This window comes from Halosegnis rubeus (assembly GCF_009184545.1).
GTDB lineage: Archaea > Halobacteriota > Halobacteria > Halobacteriales > Haloarculaceae > Halosegnis > Halosegnis rubeus.
The window spans coordinates 196,679-211,142 of sequence record NZ_QJOW01000003.1; the positions used below are offsets into that span (position 1 = coordinate 196,679).

Sequence of the window (14,464 nt, forward strand, 5' to 3'; positions counted from 1 at the left end):
TGTCCTCTGCACGATACCGTTTTTGCCCGCGCGCTCCAACCCGGACTGTGATACGGCTCTCCGACGAGGCCCGCCAGCTTATCGGCTTCATCGAGACAGAGTCCGGGGCGACGGTCCGAGACTGTCTCGTCAACGACGAGCGGGTCGTGTTCGTCGTCGCGCCGGGCGAGATGGCCGATGCCATCGGCCCGCAGGGACAGACGGTCGCGCGCATCGAAGACCGCATCAACAAGCGGGTCGAACTCGTGGAGGACGCCGACGACCCCGGAACGTTCGTGGCGAACGCGCTCCGGCCCGCGGCCGTCTACGACGCGACCGTCCGCGACCGCGAGGGGGAGACCGTCGCATACCCGGAGGTGAACACCGCCGACTTCGGGGCTGCCATCGGGCGGGGCGGCCAGAACATCCAGACTGCGACGGACCTCGCGGACCGGCACTTCGACATCGATGCCATCGAACTCGTCCCCGAACCCGACTCCGTGCTGGAGACCGTCGCCGACGTGACGGGCGTCGAGCCGGCGGACGCGCTGTTCGATACGCGCGACGAGCGGCTCGTCGTGCTCGCGTCCACCGGCTCGCGAGAGGCGATTCGGGAGGCGCGCGGACAGTTGCGCGAGGCTCTGGGCTGGCCAGTCGTCGTCGTCACGTACGCGAGCGACCCGGCGACGCTCATCGAGCACGCGCTCGCGCCCGCCGACGTGGAGAACGTGACCGTCTCGGCGCTCGGGACGGCCTACGTCGAGGTGAGCGAGGACGACCGCGGGCTGGCTATCGGGTCGTCCGGCAAACGGATTCGCTTGGCGCGACTACTCGCGTCGGAGTACGCGGGACTCGACGACGTGGCTCTCACCTAACGGCGGGTAGACGCCCGCCTGCGACGGGATTCTCGACGCGACGAAAGACGATGCTTAAGTGGCTGGGTAGGGAAGTAGGCAGTACTATGGCGAACGGCAAGTACGCCGCGCGCAAGCTCAAGAAGGACCGTCAGCAGCGACGATGGTCCGACTCTGATTATGCGCGACGTGCCCGTGGGCTCGGACAGAAGTCCGACCCCCTCGAGGGTGCGCCGCAGGGGCGCGGCATCGTACTGGAGAAGGTCGGTATCGAAGCGAAACAGCCCAACTCGGCAATCCGGAAGTGCGTCCGAGTCCAGCTCATCAAGAACGGCAAGCAGGTCACCGCGTTCTGTCCCGGTGACGGTGCGATTTCGTTCATCGACGAGCACGACGAGGTCACCATCGCCGGTATCGGTGGGGCGAAAGGTCGTGCGATGGGCGACCTCTCGGGTGTCAACTACAAGGTCGAGAAGGTGAACGGCGTCGCGATGCTCGAACTCGTGCGCGGGAACCAGGAGAAGCCAGTCCGATGAGCGACGAGACCGAAGCGCCGGAGCCGGACGCCCCGGCTTCGACGGACGACGAGCGGGTCTCCGCACAGCTGTTTGGCGTCTGGAGTATCGACGACATCAGCTACGACGACGAGTCCACCCGTCGCTACATCAACGTCACCCCGATTGCACACACGCAGGGGCGACACTCCAACAAGCAGTTCAAGAAGTCCGAACTCTCCATCGTCGAGCGGCTCATCAATCGCTTGATGCAGACGGAAGAGAACACGGGCAAGAAACAGCAGGCCACCCGCATCGTGCGTGAGGCCTTCGAACTCGTCCACGAGCGCACCGACGAGAACCCGGTGCAGGTGCTCGTGACGGCAGTCGAGAACGCCGGTCCGCGCGAGGAGACCGTCCGCCTGAAGTACGGTGGCATCTCCGTCCCGCAGGCCGTCGACGTGGCCCCGCAGCGCCGCGTCGACCAGGCGCTGAAGTTCATCGCAGAGGGTGTACAGGGGTCGTCGTTCAAGACCACGACGCCGGCCGCAGAGGCACTCGCCTCCCAGCTGACCGGTGCCGCGAACTACGACGTCCAGACGTACGCCGTCAACCAGAAGGAAGAAAAAGAGCGCGTCGCGGCCGCCGCCCGATAATCTCTGTCGTCTTCTCTCCGCTTTCGCGAGCTTACAGCGGCTGGTGTGGGACGATTTCCGGTCCCGCCCGCACGGTCGCGTCGACGCCGAACACGTCCGCGAGCAGCTGCTCCGTGACGACCTCTTCGGGCGGGCCCCAGTCGTACGGTACCCCGTCGCGCCGCTGTCGGTCGGTGTCCCCGTCCCCGTGCTACTGCTGCAGCCAGCTAACAGCGCGGCACTCGCCGCCGTTCCGGTCAGGAATGTGCGTCGTCGCATACCCACGCCTCTCGTTTTGGCTCACCTAAACACATCGACCTTTCGGCCGGCCTAATTCGGCACGCACGTGAATTTATGCCACACCGCACGCCACTTCACTGGTATGGTGATGAGCGCCGCGGAGGCGATGGAGCAGTACGGACCGAGCGAGATAACGACAGACCGGATACTGACGGTCGAGGACCCCGCCTACACCGACGAGAATGTCGCCCTCGTCACGGGCGCGGCGAGCGGCATCGGACGTGCCATCTCGCTGTGTCTGGCCGGTAACGGGCTAACCGTCGCCGGCGTCGACGTGGACACGGACGGACTCGACGAGGTGACCGACCGCGCCGAGACGCTCGGTCTCCCCGGCGGTATCGAGCCGGTCGAGGCCGACCTCACCGAGGAGTCCGACATCGAGCGGGCGGTCGAACAGGCCGCCGACATCGGTGACCTCCGGTATCTCGCCAACGTCGCGGGACTCCAGACCATCGCGCCCATCGCTGAGTTCCCGACCGAGAAGTACGACCTGATGCACGACGTGATGCAGCGTGCGCCGCTCCTGTTGAGCAAGGCCGCCTGGCCTCACCTCGAGGAGTCCGGTGGCGTCATCGGCAACATGTGTTCCGTCCACGGCCACATCGTCACGGAAGACAAGGTGGCGTACAACACCGTGAAGTTCGCGCTCCGAGGACTGACACAATCAATCGCCGCCGAGGGCGACGGCGACATCCGTGGTTTTTCCGTCTCTACGGGGTTCGTGAAGACGCCGCTGGTCGCCAAACAGCTCCCCGACTCGGCCGAGTCGCGCGGTCTCTCCGTTCCCGAGACGGTCGAACAGGTCATCCTCGGAGCGAGTAAGGTGAAACGAATGATGGAGCCGTACGAGGTGGGAAATCTGTTCGTCCACGGCTTCTCGCACCACGCCAGCCACCTCAACGGCGACGACATGACTCACGACGGCGGGATGTCGACGACCTACTGACTCAACCACTCGGTGAACGTCCCCTCGATGAGCGTCCCCTCCTGCTCGTCGAGATACTCGGCTTGCATCCCCCACAGCGCCTCGGTGAACGGCTCGCCGGCGTCGAACCGCTCGTGGACCCGGGTGCGCTTCCAAGAGGCGGGGGTCACGCCGCGGTCGACGCGCTCGCGGAGCGGCCGGAGATACCGGTTCGCCTCTTCGGGACTGACGCCGCTGCGCTCTAACCCGGACCGCGCGAACTCGAACAGCTCCGCGTACAGCGTCTCCGTGTTCGTCGTCACCTCACCGTCGGCAGTCACCCACTCCATGTCGGCGTCGAGTCCGTCATCCGCGGCGGCATAGAAGTTCTCGCGGGCCGTCTCCCACGACTGGTCGTACACCGGATGTTCGAGCCGGCGCAGCGACTCCATCAGCCCGGCGAAGGCCGCGAGAAACGCAATCGAGTCGCGCACGGTCGGCTGGCTCGCGATTGGGCGGAACTCGATGCGTGCGTTCGCGCTCGTGCGCGAACTCCCCTCGATGACCGGCCGCACCCACCGCCAGTAGGACCCGTGTTTGTGCCGGTAGTGGGCAAAGCGGTCGTCGAAGCGTCCCCCTTCCGACTGGAGTTCGGGGACGACGGTCGTGTCGGCGGCCACCCGGTCGACGGCCTCCTCGATGGTGTCGAAATCGCGAGGGAACCGCACCTTCGGGTCGTTGTCGGGGTTGAGCACCGACTCGAAGACGTGGATGCGGCCGCTGTCCGGAGACTCCTCGATAACCCGCGCCGGCTCGTCGGTGTACAAATCCGGCGGGAAAAACGGCGAGTTCACGCCGAGGGCGAGCAGCGGGCCCGCGATACGCAGCGCGTACCGGAAGTACGAGTGGAGTTCCGACGCTTGTGGCACCTGATAGTGGGGCTGTATCGACGTGATGAGACTCTCGGGCATCACGGTCTGTGCGTCGAGTTCCACCCCCGGCGCGTCGAGCGCCATGTCGGCGCTGAACTCGGTGTTCGCCATCGCGTGATAGCGGACGGCGTCGCTCATGTTCGTGGCGAGCCGAATCCCGCCTTCCTCGATGGAGTCGGCGAGATACGACCCCGCGGTCTCGCCGACCGGCGGCTGGGTCCAGATGCCGTCCGAGACCAGTCGCAACCCTTCCGTCGTCGCGACATCCTGTGTGGCCGAGAGCCGCGCCTGCACCTCTGCTTCCTGTGCGCGCAGGCCGTATCCCGACAGCGGCTGTGGCGAGGTCGACATCTCGGCGTTGTGAAGCCCCAACTCCTTCTCGAAGCCCACGTACTCCAGCAGTCGTCGGGGGACGCGCGCGAGCGCCCCTGAGTCGTCGACGGCGTAGAACTCGTACTCGAAGCCGACGACGCCCTGCGCGTTGTCGAAGGTCCCCTCGTGGAGTTCGCGTTTCAGCTCCTCGATCTCGGCTTCGACACGCGCCGCGAACGTCTCGGAGTCGGTGTCGAGTATCTCTCGTACTTCCGTTGCGAGCTCCGAGCCTGACATACTGGGTCGGTCGGGCGCGGGGGATTTAGAACCCGTCGGCTGCGCCCGCAAGCAGCGCGGTGAGCCGGTCGCGGTGGAATTCGACGGCCGCCGTCCCCGTTCGTTCCGGGTAGCCCGGACGCGTCACCTCACCGTTGGAGTCGACGGCCGACCGGACCACCGCAGCGAGCCGGTAGACGCGTGGTACCGACGGGAGTGGTCGCTCGGCGGCGTAGCCGTCCCGAAACGCCGCCTGCAGCGGCTTCGCGTCGCCGTACCACGCACAGATGAGGTGGTCGGCCTTCGCAACCGACAGCGCCGGGTCCGCGGCCAGCGGTTCACCCCAGTCGAGCACGGCCGTCACGCCGGCGTCGTCGTCGTAGACGGCGTTCCCGGGTCGGAAATCCCACGGGTAGAGCCGCGCCGGCGGTCGCTCGGGAAGGTCGGCGTCGGCCAGTGTGGTCTCCACCGGCTCGCGAAGCTCCGCCAGCGACGACGGAAGCGCCGCCAGTCCCTCGGTGAGGTGGTCGTCGAACCACGCCCGCCAGTCGGCGTCGCTCGCACGTAGCTCCCCGTCGACGAGCGTCACGTCGCCGTAGCCGTCGAATCGGAACGTCTCGTGGCAGGCGGCGAGCCAGCGGCCGAACGAGCGAGCGACGGTCTCTCGTGTCGCGAGCGGTAACCCGGCGAACCGCTCGTGGAGGTCGTCGCCGGGCGCTCGCTCGACGACTGCGTAGCGCCCAGCTTCGTACCGTCCCTCCGCGAGAATCGCGGGCATCGGGACGGGCGTTCGCTCGCGGACCGCACGCGCTAGCGCCAACTCGGTCCGGAACGCCGCGGGTCGCGCGGACAGTTGGACCACCACCTCGCGGTCCTCGAGCGTCACAAGATGTGTCTGTTTGTGGTTTCCCCGCTGGACGGGGTTGACCCGCTGTACCGACTGGCCGGGAAGCGCTTCGGTCACGGCGTCGACCGCGTTCATATCCTCGAGGTAGGACTGTGGACGTATGGACTCGGCGCTCGCGGCACTCACGCTCCGAGCACGGCCGCCAGTTCGTCGACCGACCGGAGGGTGTGGGTCGGCCGGCGGTCGCCGGGACCGTCGCCGTCGGCATCGAGCCACGCGACCGGGAGGCCGGCGTCGAGCGCCCCGTCGACGTCGTGTTCCAGCGAGTTCCCCACGTAGAGGACGCGCTCGGGGGATACTCCGAGGGTGGCGACCGCGCGGTCGAACGGCTCACGGTGGGGTTTCCGCCGGTCGAGGTCGCCGGCGTACACGACCGGGTCGAACGCGCCGTCGAGTCCGAGCGCGGCGAGCTTCGTCGACTGTCGCGGTTCCGGTCCGTTCGTGAGCAGTCCGACGGAACCGTTCGCGCGCGCGGCCGCGAGCGCTCGCTCGGCCCCCGGGAGGAAGCTCACGTCCGTCCAGTCGAGCCGGTCGACGAACGCCTCGGACCACGCGCGAGCGTCGAGCTCGCAGTCGTGGTCGGCGGCGACGCGCGCGATTCCGTCTGCGAGCTGTTCGGTCTCGCCCTCGAACTCAGTAATCGCGCGCATCGCGGTCCACAGGTCGGCTGGCTCGCCGACCGGCTCGACGCCGAGGTCCTCGAAGGCACCGTGAAAGACTGGCTCGATGGCCTGCTCGTGGCGACAGAGCGTGCCGTCGAGGTCGAACAACACCGCGGCGTACCGTCCCATACACGCGGAAGGGACTGCGTCGATGCAAGAGTTTCGGGGACGGCAGACGACAGAACCCGAACGAATCCCCACGGGGCTTTTGTACCAGCGGCCGGTCTTACCATACAATGAGTGATTCGCCCGGCAATCACCCGTCGATTTCGGCGGCGACGCCGGCTACAGACGCCGACCGAGCGTGGACGTTTGAGGCCGTCCACTCCGTGTCTCGGACGTTCACGCTCACCATCGAACTCTTAGAAGAGCCTGTCGACGCCTGGGTCTGTACCGGTTATCTACTCTGCCGTATCGCCGACACCATCGAGGACGACCCGTCGATTTCACCCCGCGAGCGCGCTCGCCTGCTCGAGCTGTACGACGACGTGCTCGACCCCGACCACCCCGCGACCGTCGAGACGTTCCTCACCGAGGTCGAACCCCACCGACCCGAGGACCCCAACGCAGACTGGCAGGTCGTCGGCGACACCGAGCGCGTCTTTCGCGTCTTCGCCTCGCTTGACCCCGACGTGCAGGCCGCCATGCGCTCTGTCGTCCGCGAGATGGCCACCGGAATGGCCGACTTTCTGCGCGACCACGCCGACGAGGGGGGGCTTCGGCTCCGCACTGTCGACGAACTGGAGGAGTACTGTTGGTACGTCGCCGGCACCGTCGGCAAGCTGCTCTCGAACCTCTTTCGCGTCTACGGCGCGGAGGAGACCGACCCCGAGGACGCCCGTCAGTTCGCGCTTTTACTCCAGCTCGTCAACATCGCGAAGGACGTGCGCGACGACTACGAGACGGAAAACAATGTCTATCTACCGGGTGAACTGCTCGAAGCCGAAGGTATCGACCACGAGGCCGTCGCAGATCCGAGCGCGACCGACTCCGTCGCCCGCGTCGTCGCCCGCATCACCGACCGCGCTACGAACTACGCCGACGGCGCACGCCGGTATCTCCGCACCCTGCCCGAGGACGAAATCGGTATCCTCGCCGGGATGGGAATGCCGTATCTGCTCGCTATCGCCACCATCCGCGAGCTGAACGAGCGCGCTCACGAGGCCGTCACCACCATCGACGCGGTGAAGATGAGCCGCGAGGAGGTCGAACTCCTGTACGCCGAGATGGCGAGCGACGTGACCCACGAGAAAATCGACCGACTGGCCGAGACGGTCCGCGAGCGACCGTACACGGCCTCCGAGGACTGACGCGCGACTGCGGCCGCTGTCTGGCTTCTATCGAAGAGTGAAAACGAGGCGTCTACTCGTCGAGTCGTTTCGGCTGTGGTCCGTGGCGCGGCTGGAGCGGAATCAGTCGACGGTTGGTGGTCGGTGTCGGACGAGTCGTGGTGCGTGTTGCGGTTTGCGTTGTCATGCGGGATATGGTCAGGTCGGTCTGTGAGCGGTGCGCCGGGTCACGGAGCCTGCCGATATGCTACCATACCCTCACTGCGAGAGTATCTATAATAAATGTTCATGTTCTATTCCGGTCCTGCACGTCCGCGGCATCGTCAAGCGCCAGCCCAAGGGCGTCGTCACGGTCATCTCTCCGTGGAACTTCCCGCTGAATCTGTCGATGCGCGCCATCGCGCCCGCCGTCGCGCTCGGCAACACCGTCGTCGTGAAGCCGGCGACCAATACGCCGGTCGTCGGCGGCCTGCTCTTCGGCACGCTCGCCGAGGCCGCGGGCATCCCCGACGGCGCCATCAACGTCGTCACCGGCCGCGGCTCTGACGTCGGTGACGCCGTCGCCAGCCACTCCGAAAGCGACGCCGTCGCCTTCACCGGTTCCACGCCGGTCGGAAAACACGTCGCGGGTCTCGCGGCCGAGAACCTCGCGATTCAGGCGATGGAACTCGGCGGCAACAACGCCCACGTCGTCACCGAGAGCGCCGACCTCGATGCGGCCATCGACAGCGCCGTCTTCGGCACCTTCGTCCACCAAGGGCAGGTGTGTATCTCTATCAACCGCCACATCGTCCACGAGTCGGTGTACGACGAGTACGTGGAACGACTCACCGAGCGCGCCGAGTCGCTGCCCGCCGGCTCTGCCCACGACGACACCGTCGTCGGCCCTATCATCGACGAGAGCCAGCGCGACGAGATGCTGGAGTACGTCGAGGAGACGGTCGAGGCCGGCGCGACCCTCGAAACCGGCGGCTCCACGGTCAAACTCGACGGCGTCGACGACTCGCTCGTCGTCGAACCGACCGTCCTCTCGGACGTGACCAACGTCATGGCCGCCGCCTGCAACGAGCACTTCGGCCCCATCGCGCCGGTCATCCCGTTCGAGACCGTCGACGAGGCGGTCGACCTCGCCAACGCGACGGAGTACGGGCTGTCGGGGTCGGTCCACGGTGACCTCGATACCGCCCTCGATATCGCCGACCGCATGGATACCGGCCACGTCAACGACCAGCCAATCAACGACGAGGCACACGTCCCCTTCTCGGGCACCAACGCCTCCGGGATGGGCGGGTACAACAGCGAGACTATCATGAACGAACTCACCGAGACGAAGTGGATTTCGCTCCAGCGCGACGAGCGCGAGTACCCCTTCTAAACCGCCGGTCGCTCCAGGCTTTTGCTGCTGGCGGTATTAATACGAGTATGCCAGCTATCGGTGTCATCGGAGCCGGAGCCGCGAGCGCCGCCGCCACGTACGTCCTCGATACCGCCCTTCCCGAGGCGAGCGTGACCGTCCTCGAAAAGTCGGGGGGCGTCTGTGGCCGCGCGGCCACCCGCCGGCGCGGCGACTACGAGTACGTCTACGACTACGGCGCGAACTACGTGAAGGACGACGACGAACGCGTCACCGACCTGCTCACCGAGCAGCTCGATTCCGACGGGCTCGTCGACGCCAGTGAACCTATCTACGTCTTCGAGGACGACGGCGAGATACAGGAGGGTCGCGACGCCGACGACCACAAGTGGAGCTACGAGCGCGGCCTGACCCAAATCGCGAAGCGTCTCTTTGGTGAGACCGACGCCGACATCCACCGACGAACGCGCGTCGAGACCATCGAGCGCGACGGCGAGCAGTGGCGACTCCACGCCACCGACGGAGGTGGTGGCGACTCCGCGTCTGACGCCACCGCCGGCGACTCATGGGGTCCTTTCGACGCCCTGCTCGTGAACCCGCCCGCTCCCCAGACCGCCCAACTACTCCGCGATGCCGACTGGGACCACGACGTGCGCGAGACCCTCGCCGAGGCCTGCGAGGCCGTCCCCTATCGGAGTGTCTACACCACCGTCCTCGGCTACGAGTTCGACCTCGACGCTCCCTACTACGGACTTGTCAACGTCGACAAGAACCACGAGGTCGGCTGGCTCTCCCGCGAGGAGTGTAAGGCCGGCCACGTTCCCGACGGCCAGTCCGTCCTCGTCGTGCAGGCGAACCACCAGTGGTCACTCGACCACTACGACGACGACCCCGAATCCAACGTCGCCGCGCTGGCCGACCACGCCGCCGACATCGTCGGCGACGACCGCCTGCGCGACCCGGCGTGGTCGGACCACCAGGGCTGGCGGTACGCGCTCCCCGACGACGGCGTCGCGCACGGACCCGTCGACAGCGCCGAATCACACGGTCTCTACTGTCTCGGCGACTGGGTCGGCGGCGAAGCGCGGCTTCACGTCGCACTCAGAAACGGACTCGACACCGGCGAACGGCTCGCCTACTCGCTGTAGACTCGCTGCGTTCCCTACCTCGAATCCAGCAACTGCTGACGGTGTTGTCGTGGAAGAAGTAGTCCGTACTGGATTCGAACCAGTGTCGTTGCCCCCAGAAGGCAACAGGATTGGCCACTACCCTAACGGACTGTGCAACTACCGATAGCGCGTTAGGTCATATGAGGCTTGCGAAAGCCGCCGCTCTCGGTCACTCTGCGTCCTCGGAGGCGTAATGTTCTTTCCGATGGCAGTTCGCACAGAGCACGATACACTTGCGTATCTCCTCACGGATGGACGGTTTCGAAAACGCCCGATTCACCATCCGCGCGACCCCGTCTCGCTTCTCGACTCCTTCCGGATGGTGGAAGTCGAGACACGCCGGATGGGGTTCGCCACAGCGCTCACAGCGACAGTGCTCGCGTTTGTACTCCGTGAGCCACGCTCGAAGCTCACGCCGCCGTCGCTTCTTCTTTCCCTGCTGTCGGTCGCGGTTCTTCCGATACCACCGTTGGTGTGGCGACAGCTCTTCCCACACCTCGTCGTCGTCGAGTTCCACGTCGTCTGGCTTCGGCGCAGTCCGCGAGATGCCGGTCTGTCCGCCGGCCTCGACCGTCTCCAACCCGGCCTGCTCTTTTGCCTCGTTCCAGCCACCGACCACTCGCATGATTGTGGTCGACGCCGGCTGATGCCCCAGCTTCTCGTACTGAACCTTCGACGGCGATTCACCGAGGTCGGCTGCTGCCCGACGGAGTGCGTCCAGACACTCCTGTTCGGTCGTCATAGCTCGGGTCGCGCGTAATCCGTTATCAACGCTCGCTCCGATACTCGTCGTAGGCTGCCCACGAGGGGTCACTCCCCGGATGTTCGAGCCGCTCGCCGGACTCGAAGACGCCCTCGCCCGCCGACACCGTGCCGACGACCGCGGCTGGCGTCCCCTGTTCGTCGAGTCGCTCGACCGCGCGCTCGGCGTCGTCGGGGTCGATAGCGACCAACAGCGTCCCCGAGGAGGTGACCTGCAGAGGGTCGACGCCGATGGCGTCACAGACGGCCCGCACGCCGTCGGCGTAGGTGAACGCGTCGCGGTCGATGTCCACCCGGACGCCGGCGCTGTCGGCCATCTCGACGAGCCCGCCCTGCACCCCGCACTCGGTGGCGTCGTGCATCGCGTGGGTGTCGAACTCGGCGAGCGCGAGCGCGTCCTCGACGCAAGCCACGTCGTCGAGTCGGGCTTGGCCGGCGGCGACCGTCTCGGCGTCGAGACCCAACTGCTCGGGGAACATCGAGGCGAACAGGCCGGCGGTCTCGCTCGCTGGACCGGTCGTCACGAGCAGGGCGTCGCCGGGCTGTGCGCCGTCGGGTCGAATCACCTCCTCGTGGTCGCCGACGCCCAGGATGGTCGCCGCACCGACCCACGGGAACTGGACGCCGGCGTAGCGGGCGGTGTGGCCGGTGGCGACGCTCACGCCGAGTTCGCGGGCGCGGTCGTCCATCGCGCGCCACGCGTCGCCGAACTGCGCGTCGGTCATCTCCGGCGGGAGACTGAATCCGACGGCGAGATGGCTCGGCGAGATACCGGCGACAGCCACGTCCGCGAGACAGATATCGAGAGCGAACCGGCCGGCGCGCTCGAAGCCGAGTCCCGGCGGGAGCGACAGCGGGTCGGTCGCGACCACGAGCGCCTGCCCGCCGATGTCGAGCACGCCGAAATCCACGCCGGCCTGCGGACCGATGCGGACGTCCTCGCGGTCCGTGCCGAGATGCGGATAAATCGTCTCGCGGAAGAACTGGCCGCCGACCTTGCCGAGTTCGGGCATACGCCCGCTGACTCGCGCCACCGGCAAAGCCGTCCCGCTTGCTCTGCCGTTGGACAGGAGTGTCTAATCGCCACGGCTAAGTTGTGAAGCTGTACAGCTGTGTGCATGTACGTTGGCCGATTCGTCGTCGTCTCGCCGGAGGTTGCCGCCTACCGCGTCTCCTCGCGCTCGTTCCCAAATCGTCACGTGTACGAGCGCAACGGCGCGCTCGTCGTCGGGCCGACCGCCGACGCCCCCGAGACCGACAATCCGTATATCGCCTACAACTGCGTCCGGACGACCGACGACACCGCCGTCGTCGGCAACGGGAGCCACGTCGACCCAATCGCCGAGAAGCTCGCGCTCGGCTACCCGGCGCGTGACGCGCTCGTCACCGCGCTTCACGCTCTCGACTTCGAAAAGGACGACTACGACACGCCCCGCGTCGCCGGCACCGTCTCCGAGGCAGGCGCGTACATCGCCACCGTCCGCCGGGACGCCCTCCACGTGCAGGAGGTCACGGAGCCGACGCTCGTCGCCACCTACGAGCGGGACGCGCCCGCCGGCTACGACCTCGACGCGACCGAGCCCGCGGCCGCGGCCCGCGAACTGTACGACGCCGACTTCGAGCATAGGGTCTGTGCGGTGGCCGTCGCTCCTGTCGACGGTGGATTCGAGACGGCCTACGTAAACGAGTAGCCCCAGGTTGAAGCCGCCGGCGACAGAACCCTGCGTATGCTCGTCGGCGTCCTCTCTGATATCCACGGCAACAAGCCGGCCCTCGACGCGGTGCTCGATGATCTGCCCGCCGTCGACGCGTTGGTCTGTGCGGGCGACGTGGTCGGCTACAATCCGTGGCCCGGCTACTGTGTCGACACCCTCCGTGAACGAGACGCGCCGACGGTGCGAGGCAACCACGACCGCGCCGTCGTCACCGACACCAGCTTCGGGTTCAACTCTATGGCCGGCGCGGGCGTCCGGTACGCGCGCGAGCACCTCACGGACGCACAGTTCGCGTGGCTGGAGTCGCTGCCGACCGAACACAGGAGCTACGGCATCGACATCGTCCACGGACACCCCGACGACCCCGACCGCTACACCTACCCCGACATGTTCAGCGAGTCGCTGCTCGACGGGGACGCGCTCGTCATGGGCCACACCCACGTCCAACACCACGAGCGGTACGACTCCGGCGTCGTCCTGAACCCAGGCAGCGTGGGCCAACCCCGCGACGGTGACCCCGACGCGGCGTACGCACTACTCGACACGGACGACTGGACGGTCGAGGAGCGCCGCGTCGGCTACGACATCGAGCGCGTGGTCGAGCGAGTCACAGAGACCGACCTGCCCGCAGAAATCGGAATGCGGCTCCGGAAAGGCCGCTAGAAGTCGACGCCCTGCATCAACTCGAGCGCGCGCTCCTTGGCGTCCCAGTCGACGAAGATAGCCACGGAGGTCGCGGAGCTAATCACGTCGTGGACGGTGAAGCGCTCGTCTGCAAGCGGGGTGAGCGCCCGATAAATCATTCCCGGTTCGCTCGGGAGGTTCCCGCCAGTGACGCGGATGACGGCGATGCTGTCCTCGACGGTGACAGACGAGAGCGCTTCCTCGGCGACGACCGCCTCGTGGAGAATCGTCTCCGCCTCCTCGGCCTGTTCGGCGTCGACGTAGAAGGTGACCGAGTCCATGCCGGAGGCGACGGCGTCGATGTTTATCTCGGCCGCCGACAGCGGCGCGGAGAGTTCGTTCAGGATACCGGGACGGTTCCGAATCGCCCGTCCCGCGACGGTGATACAGGCGAGTTTCCCCTCTCGGAGGTCGATGAGGTTCTCGAACTGGCCTTCGATGTTGGTGCCGCCGGCCAGCAGGTCGCCGTGTTGGTAGTGGACGACGCGCACGTCCATCGCTTCGGTCTTGTACGCGAGCGCGGACGGCGCGACCACCTCGGCCCCGCGGAAGGAGAGGTTCCGGAGCTCGTCGACGCTGATTTTCCCCACGTTGCGCGCTCCCTCGACGACGGAGGGGTCACCGGTCATCACGCCCTCGACGTCGGTGACGATGACGACCTCGTCGGCGTTCATGTGTTTTCCGAGCATGACGGCGGTCGTATCCGAGCCGCCCCGCCCCAGCGTCGTCACGTTGCCGGCGTGGTCCTGTGCGAGAAAGCCCGTGATGACGGGGACGAACCCCTCTGCCGACATCGCCTCCGCGAGCGCGAGCGCCCGTCGGTTCGTCTCTTCGACGTCCACTTCGCCGTGGGCGTCGGTGATGATAGGCCAGTCCTCGCTGCCCGGTTCGAGAAACCGCGCGTCGATGTCGCGGGGGGTGAGCGCGGCCTTCAACATTCGGACGGAGGTTCGCTCGCCCATCGAGACGATTTCGGCGCGGTCGGCGTCATCGGTGTCGAACTCGATGGAGCCGAGCAGATAATCGGTGGTCGACCCCATTGCGCTGGCGACGACGGCCACGTCGTGGCCCGCTTCGACCGCGTCGGCAATCGAGTCGGCCGCCCGATTCACCCGTTCGCCGTTACCGAGCGAGGTGCCGCCGAACTTCGCTACAACCCGCATCTGCTCACCCGTGAGTCGTGTACGTGCATAGCAGAACTACCCTACCGTGGGGGATAATCCCTTTCATGCCACG

At 66.8% G+C, this 14,464-nt stretch carries 13 protein-coding genes, 1 tRNA gene and 3 pseudogenes; 9 read left to right on the plus strand and 8 right to left on the minus strand.

The genetic code is table 11. The annotated features are described in order from the left end of the window. Positions 1-50 precede the first annotated feature (50 nt). The 3 genes and pseudogenes from DMP03_RS14600 to DMP03_RS08575 all read left to right on the plus strand — a co-directional run. Positions 51-461, plus strand: a pseudogene (locus DMP03_RS14600) (NusA-like transcription termination signal-binding factor); the annotation flags it as partial. 479 nt (positions 462-940) lie between these two features. Further along, positions 941-1,369 (plus strand): 30S ribosomal protein S12, encoded by a 429-nt coding sequence (locus DMP03_RS08570; RefSeq protein ID WP_152120280.1) that lies wholly within the window; start codon positions 941-943, stop codon positions 1,367-1,369. Further along, a complete protein-coding gene (locus DMP03_RS08575) occupies positions 1,366-1,983 on the plus strand; it encodes a 30S ribosomal protein S7 (protein WP_152120281.1) in 618 nt (205 codons plus the stop codon). Before DMP03_RS08570 ends, DMP03_RS08575 begins: the two co-directional genes overlap by 4 nt. Before the next feature lie 31 nt (positions 1,984-2,014). Here DMP03_RS08575 and DMP03_RS14830 read toward each other — a convergent pair. Then, positions 2,015-2,140: pseudogene (locus tag DMP03_RS14830) on the minus strand (ABC transporter ATP-binding protein); the annotation flags it as partial. Positions 2,141-2,350: 210 nt separating this feature from the next. On the opposite strand from DMP03_RS14830, the gene DMP03_RS08585 reads away from it, so the two are divergent. Beyond that, the gene (locus DMP03_RS08585) at positions 2,351-3,208 is read left to right on the plus strand and encodes an SDR family oxidoreductase (protein WP_152120463.1); all 858 of its coding nucleotides are present in this window, start codon (positions 2,351-2,353) and stop codon (positions 3,206-3,208) included. Here the strand turns inward: DMP03_RS08585 and DMP03_RS08590 are convergent. From DMP03_RS08590 to DMP03_RS08600, 3 genes are read right to left on the minus strand one after another with little or no spacing between them, the layout of a single operon-like run. Then, entirely contained in the window at positions 3,202-4,707 is a 1,506-nt protein-coding gene (locus tag DMP03_RS08590; RefSeq protein ID WP_152120282.1) for a hypothetical protein, read from the minus strand. The genes DMP03_RS08585 and DMP03_RS08590 overlap by 7 nt on opposite strands. 25 nt (positions 4,708-4,732) lie before the next feature. Next, a complete protein-coding gene (locus tag DMP03_RS08595; protein ID WP_152120283.1) occupies positions 4,733-5,668 on the minus strand; it encodes a phosphotransferase family protein in 936 nt (311 codons plus the stop codon). Positions 5,669-5,715: 47 nt separating this feature from the next. Next, complete coding sequence (locus DMP03_RS08600) at positions 5,716-6,384, minus strand: HAD family hydrolase (RefSeq protein WP_152120284.1); 669 nt, start codon at positions 6,382-6,384, stop codon at positions 5,716-5,718. A 107-nt stretch (positions 6,385-6,491) separates the two neighbouring features. On the opposite strand from DMP03_RS08600, the gene DMP03_RS08605 reads away from it, so the two are divergent. From DMP03_RS08605 to DMP03_RS08615, 3 genes and pseudogenes are all read left to right on the plus strand, one after another. Then, positions 6,492-7,565 carry a phytoene/squalene synthase family protein gene (locus tag DMP03_RS08605; RefSeq protein WP_152120285.1) on the plus strand — a complete coding sequence of 358 codons (1,074 nt, stop codon included), beginning with the start codon at positions 6,492-6,494 and terminating at the stop codon, positions 7,563-7,565. Between the two features lie 298 nt (positions 7,566-7,863). Continuing rightward, a pseudogene (locus tag DMP03_RS08610) lies at positions 7,864-8,919 on the plus strand (aldehyde dehydrogenase family protein); the annotation flags it as partial. Positions 8,920-8,966: 47 nt separating this feature from the next. Next, complete coding sequence (locus DMP03_RS08615) at positions 8,967-10,046, plus strand: NAD(P)/FAD-dependent oxidoreductase (RefSeq protein WP_152120286.1); 1,080 nt, start codon at positions 8,967-8,969, stop codon at positions 10,044-10,046. Positions 10,047-10,105: 59 nt separating this feature from the next. On the opposite strand, the gene DMP03_RS08620 is transcribed toward DMP03_RS08615, so the two are convergent. The 3 genes from DMP03_RS08620 to DMP03_RS08630 all read right to left on the minus strand — a co-directional run bounded on the left by DMP03_RS08620 (position 10,106) and on the right by DMP03_RS08630 (position 11,842). Further along, positions 10,106-10,178, minus strand: a tRNA-Gln gene (locus DMP03_RS08620). A 58-nt stretch (positions 10,179-10,236) separates the two neighbouring features. Next, the gene (locus DMP03_RS08625) at positions 10,237-10,809 is read right to left on the minus strand and encodes a homing endonuclease associated repeat-containing protein (RefSeq protein ID WP_152120287.1); all 573 of its coding nucleotides are present in this window, start codon (positions 10,807-10,809) and stop codon (positions 10,237-10,239) included. A 25-nt stretch (positions 10,810-10,834) separates the two neighbouring features. Beyond that, positions 10,835-11,842, minus strand: a complete 1,008-nt coding sequence (locus DMP03_RS08630) for an AIR synthase family protein (RefSeq protein WP_152120288.1) — start codon at positions 11,840-11,842, stop codon at positions 10,835-10,837. Positions 11,843-11,947: 105 nt separating this feature from the next. Here DMP03_RS08630 and DMP03_RS08635 point away from each other — a divergent pair, with 105 nt between their 5' ends. Further along, positions 11,948-12,520 (plus strand): IMP cyclohydrolase, encoded by a 573-nt coding sequence (locus DMP03_RS08635; protein WP_152120289.1) that lies wholly within the window; start codon positions 11,948-11,950, stop codon positions 12,518-12,520. Positions 12,521-12,556: 36 nt separating this feature from the next. Then, complete coding sequence (locus DMP03_RS08640; protein WP_152120290.1) at positions 12,557-13,207, plus strand: metallophosphoesterase family protein; 651 nt, start codon at positions 12,557-12,559, stop codon at positions 13,205-13,207. Here the strand turns inward: DMP03_RS08640 and DMP03_RS08645 are convergent. After that, positions 13,204-14,391 carry an aspartate kinase gene (locus tag DMP03_RS08645; RefSeq protein WP_152120291.1) on the minus strand — a complete coding sequence of 396 codons (1,188 nt, stop codon included), beginning with the start codon at positions 14,389-14,391 and terminating at the stop codon, positions 13,204-13,206. The two genes, DMP03_RS08640 and DMP03_RS08645, sit on opposite strands and share 4 nt — an antisense overlap. Positions 14,392-14,464 lie beyond the last annotated feature (73 nt).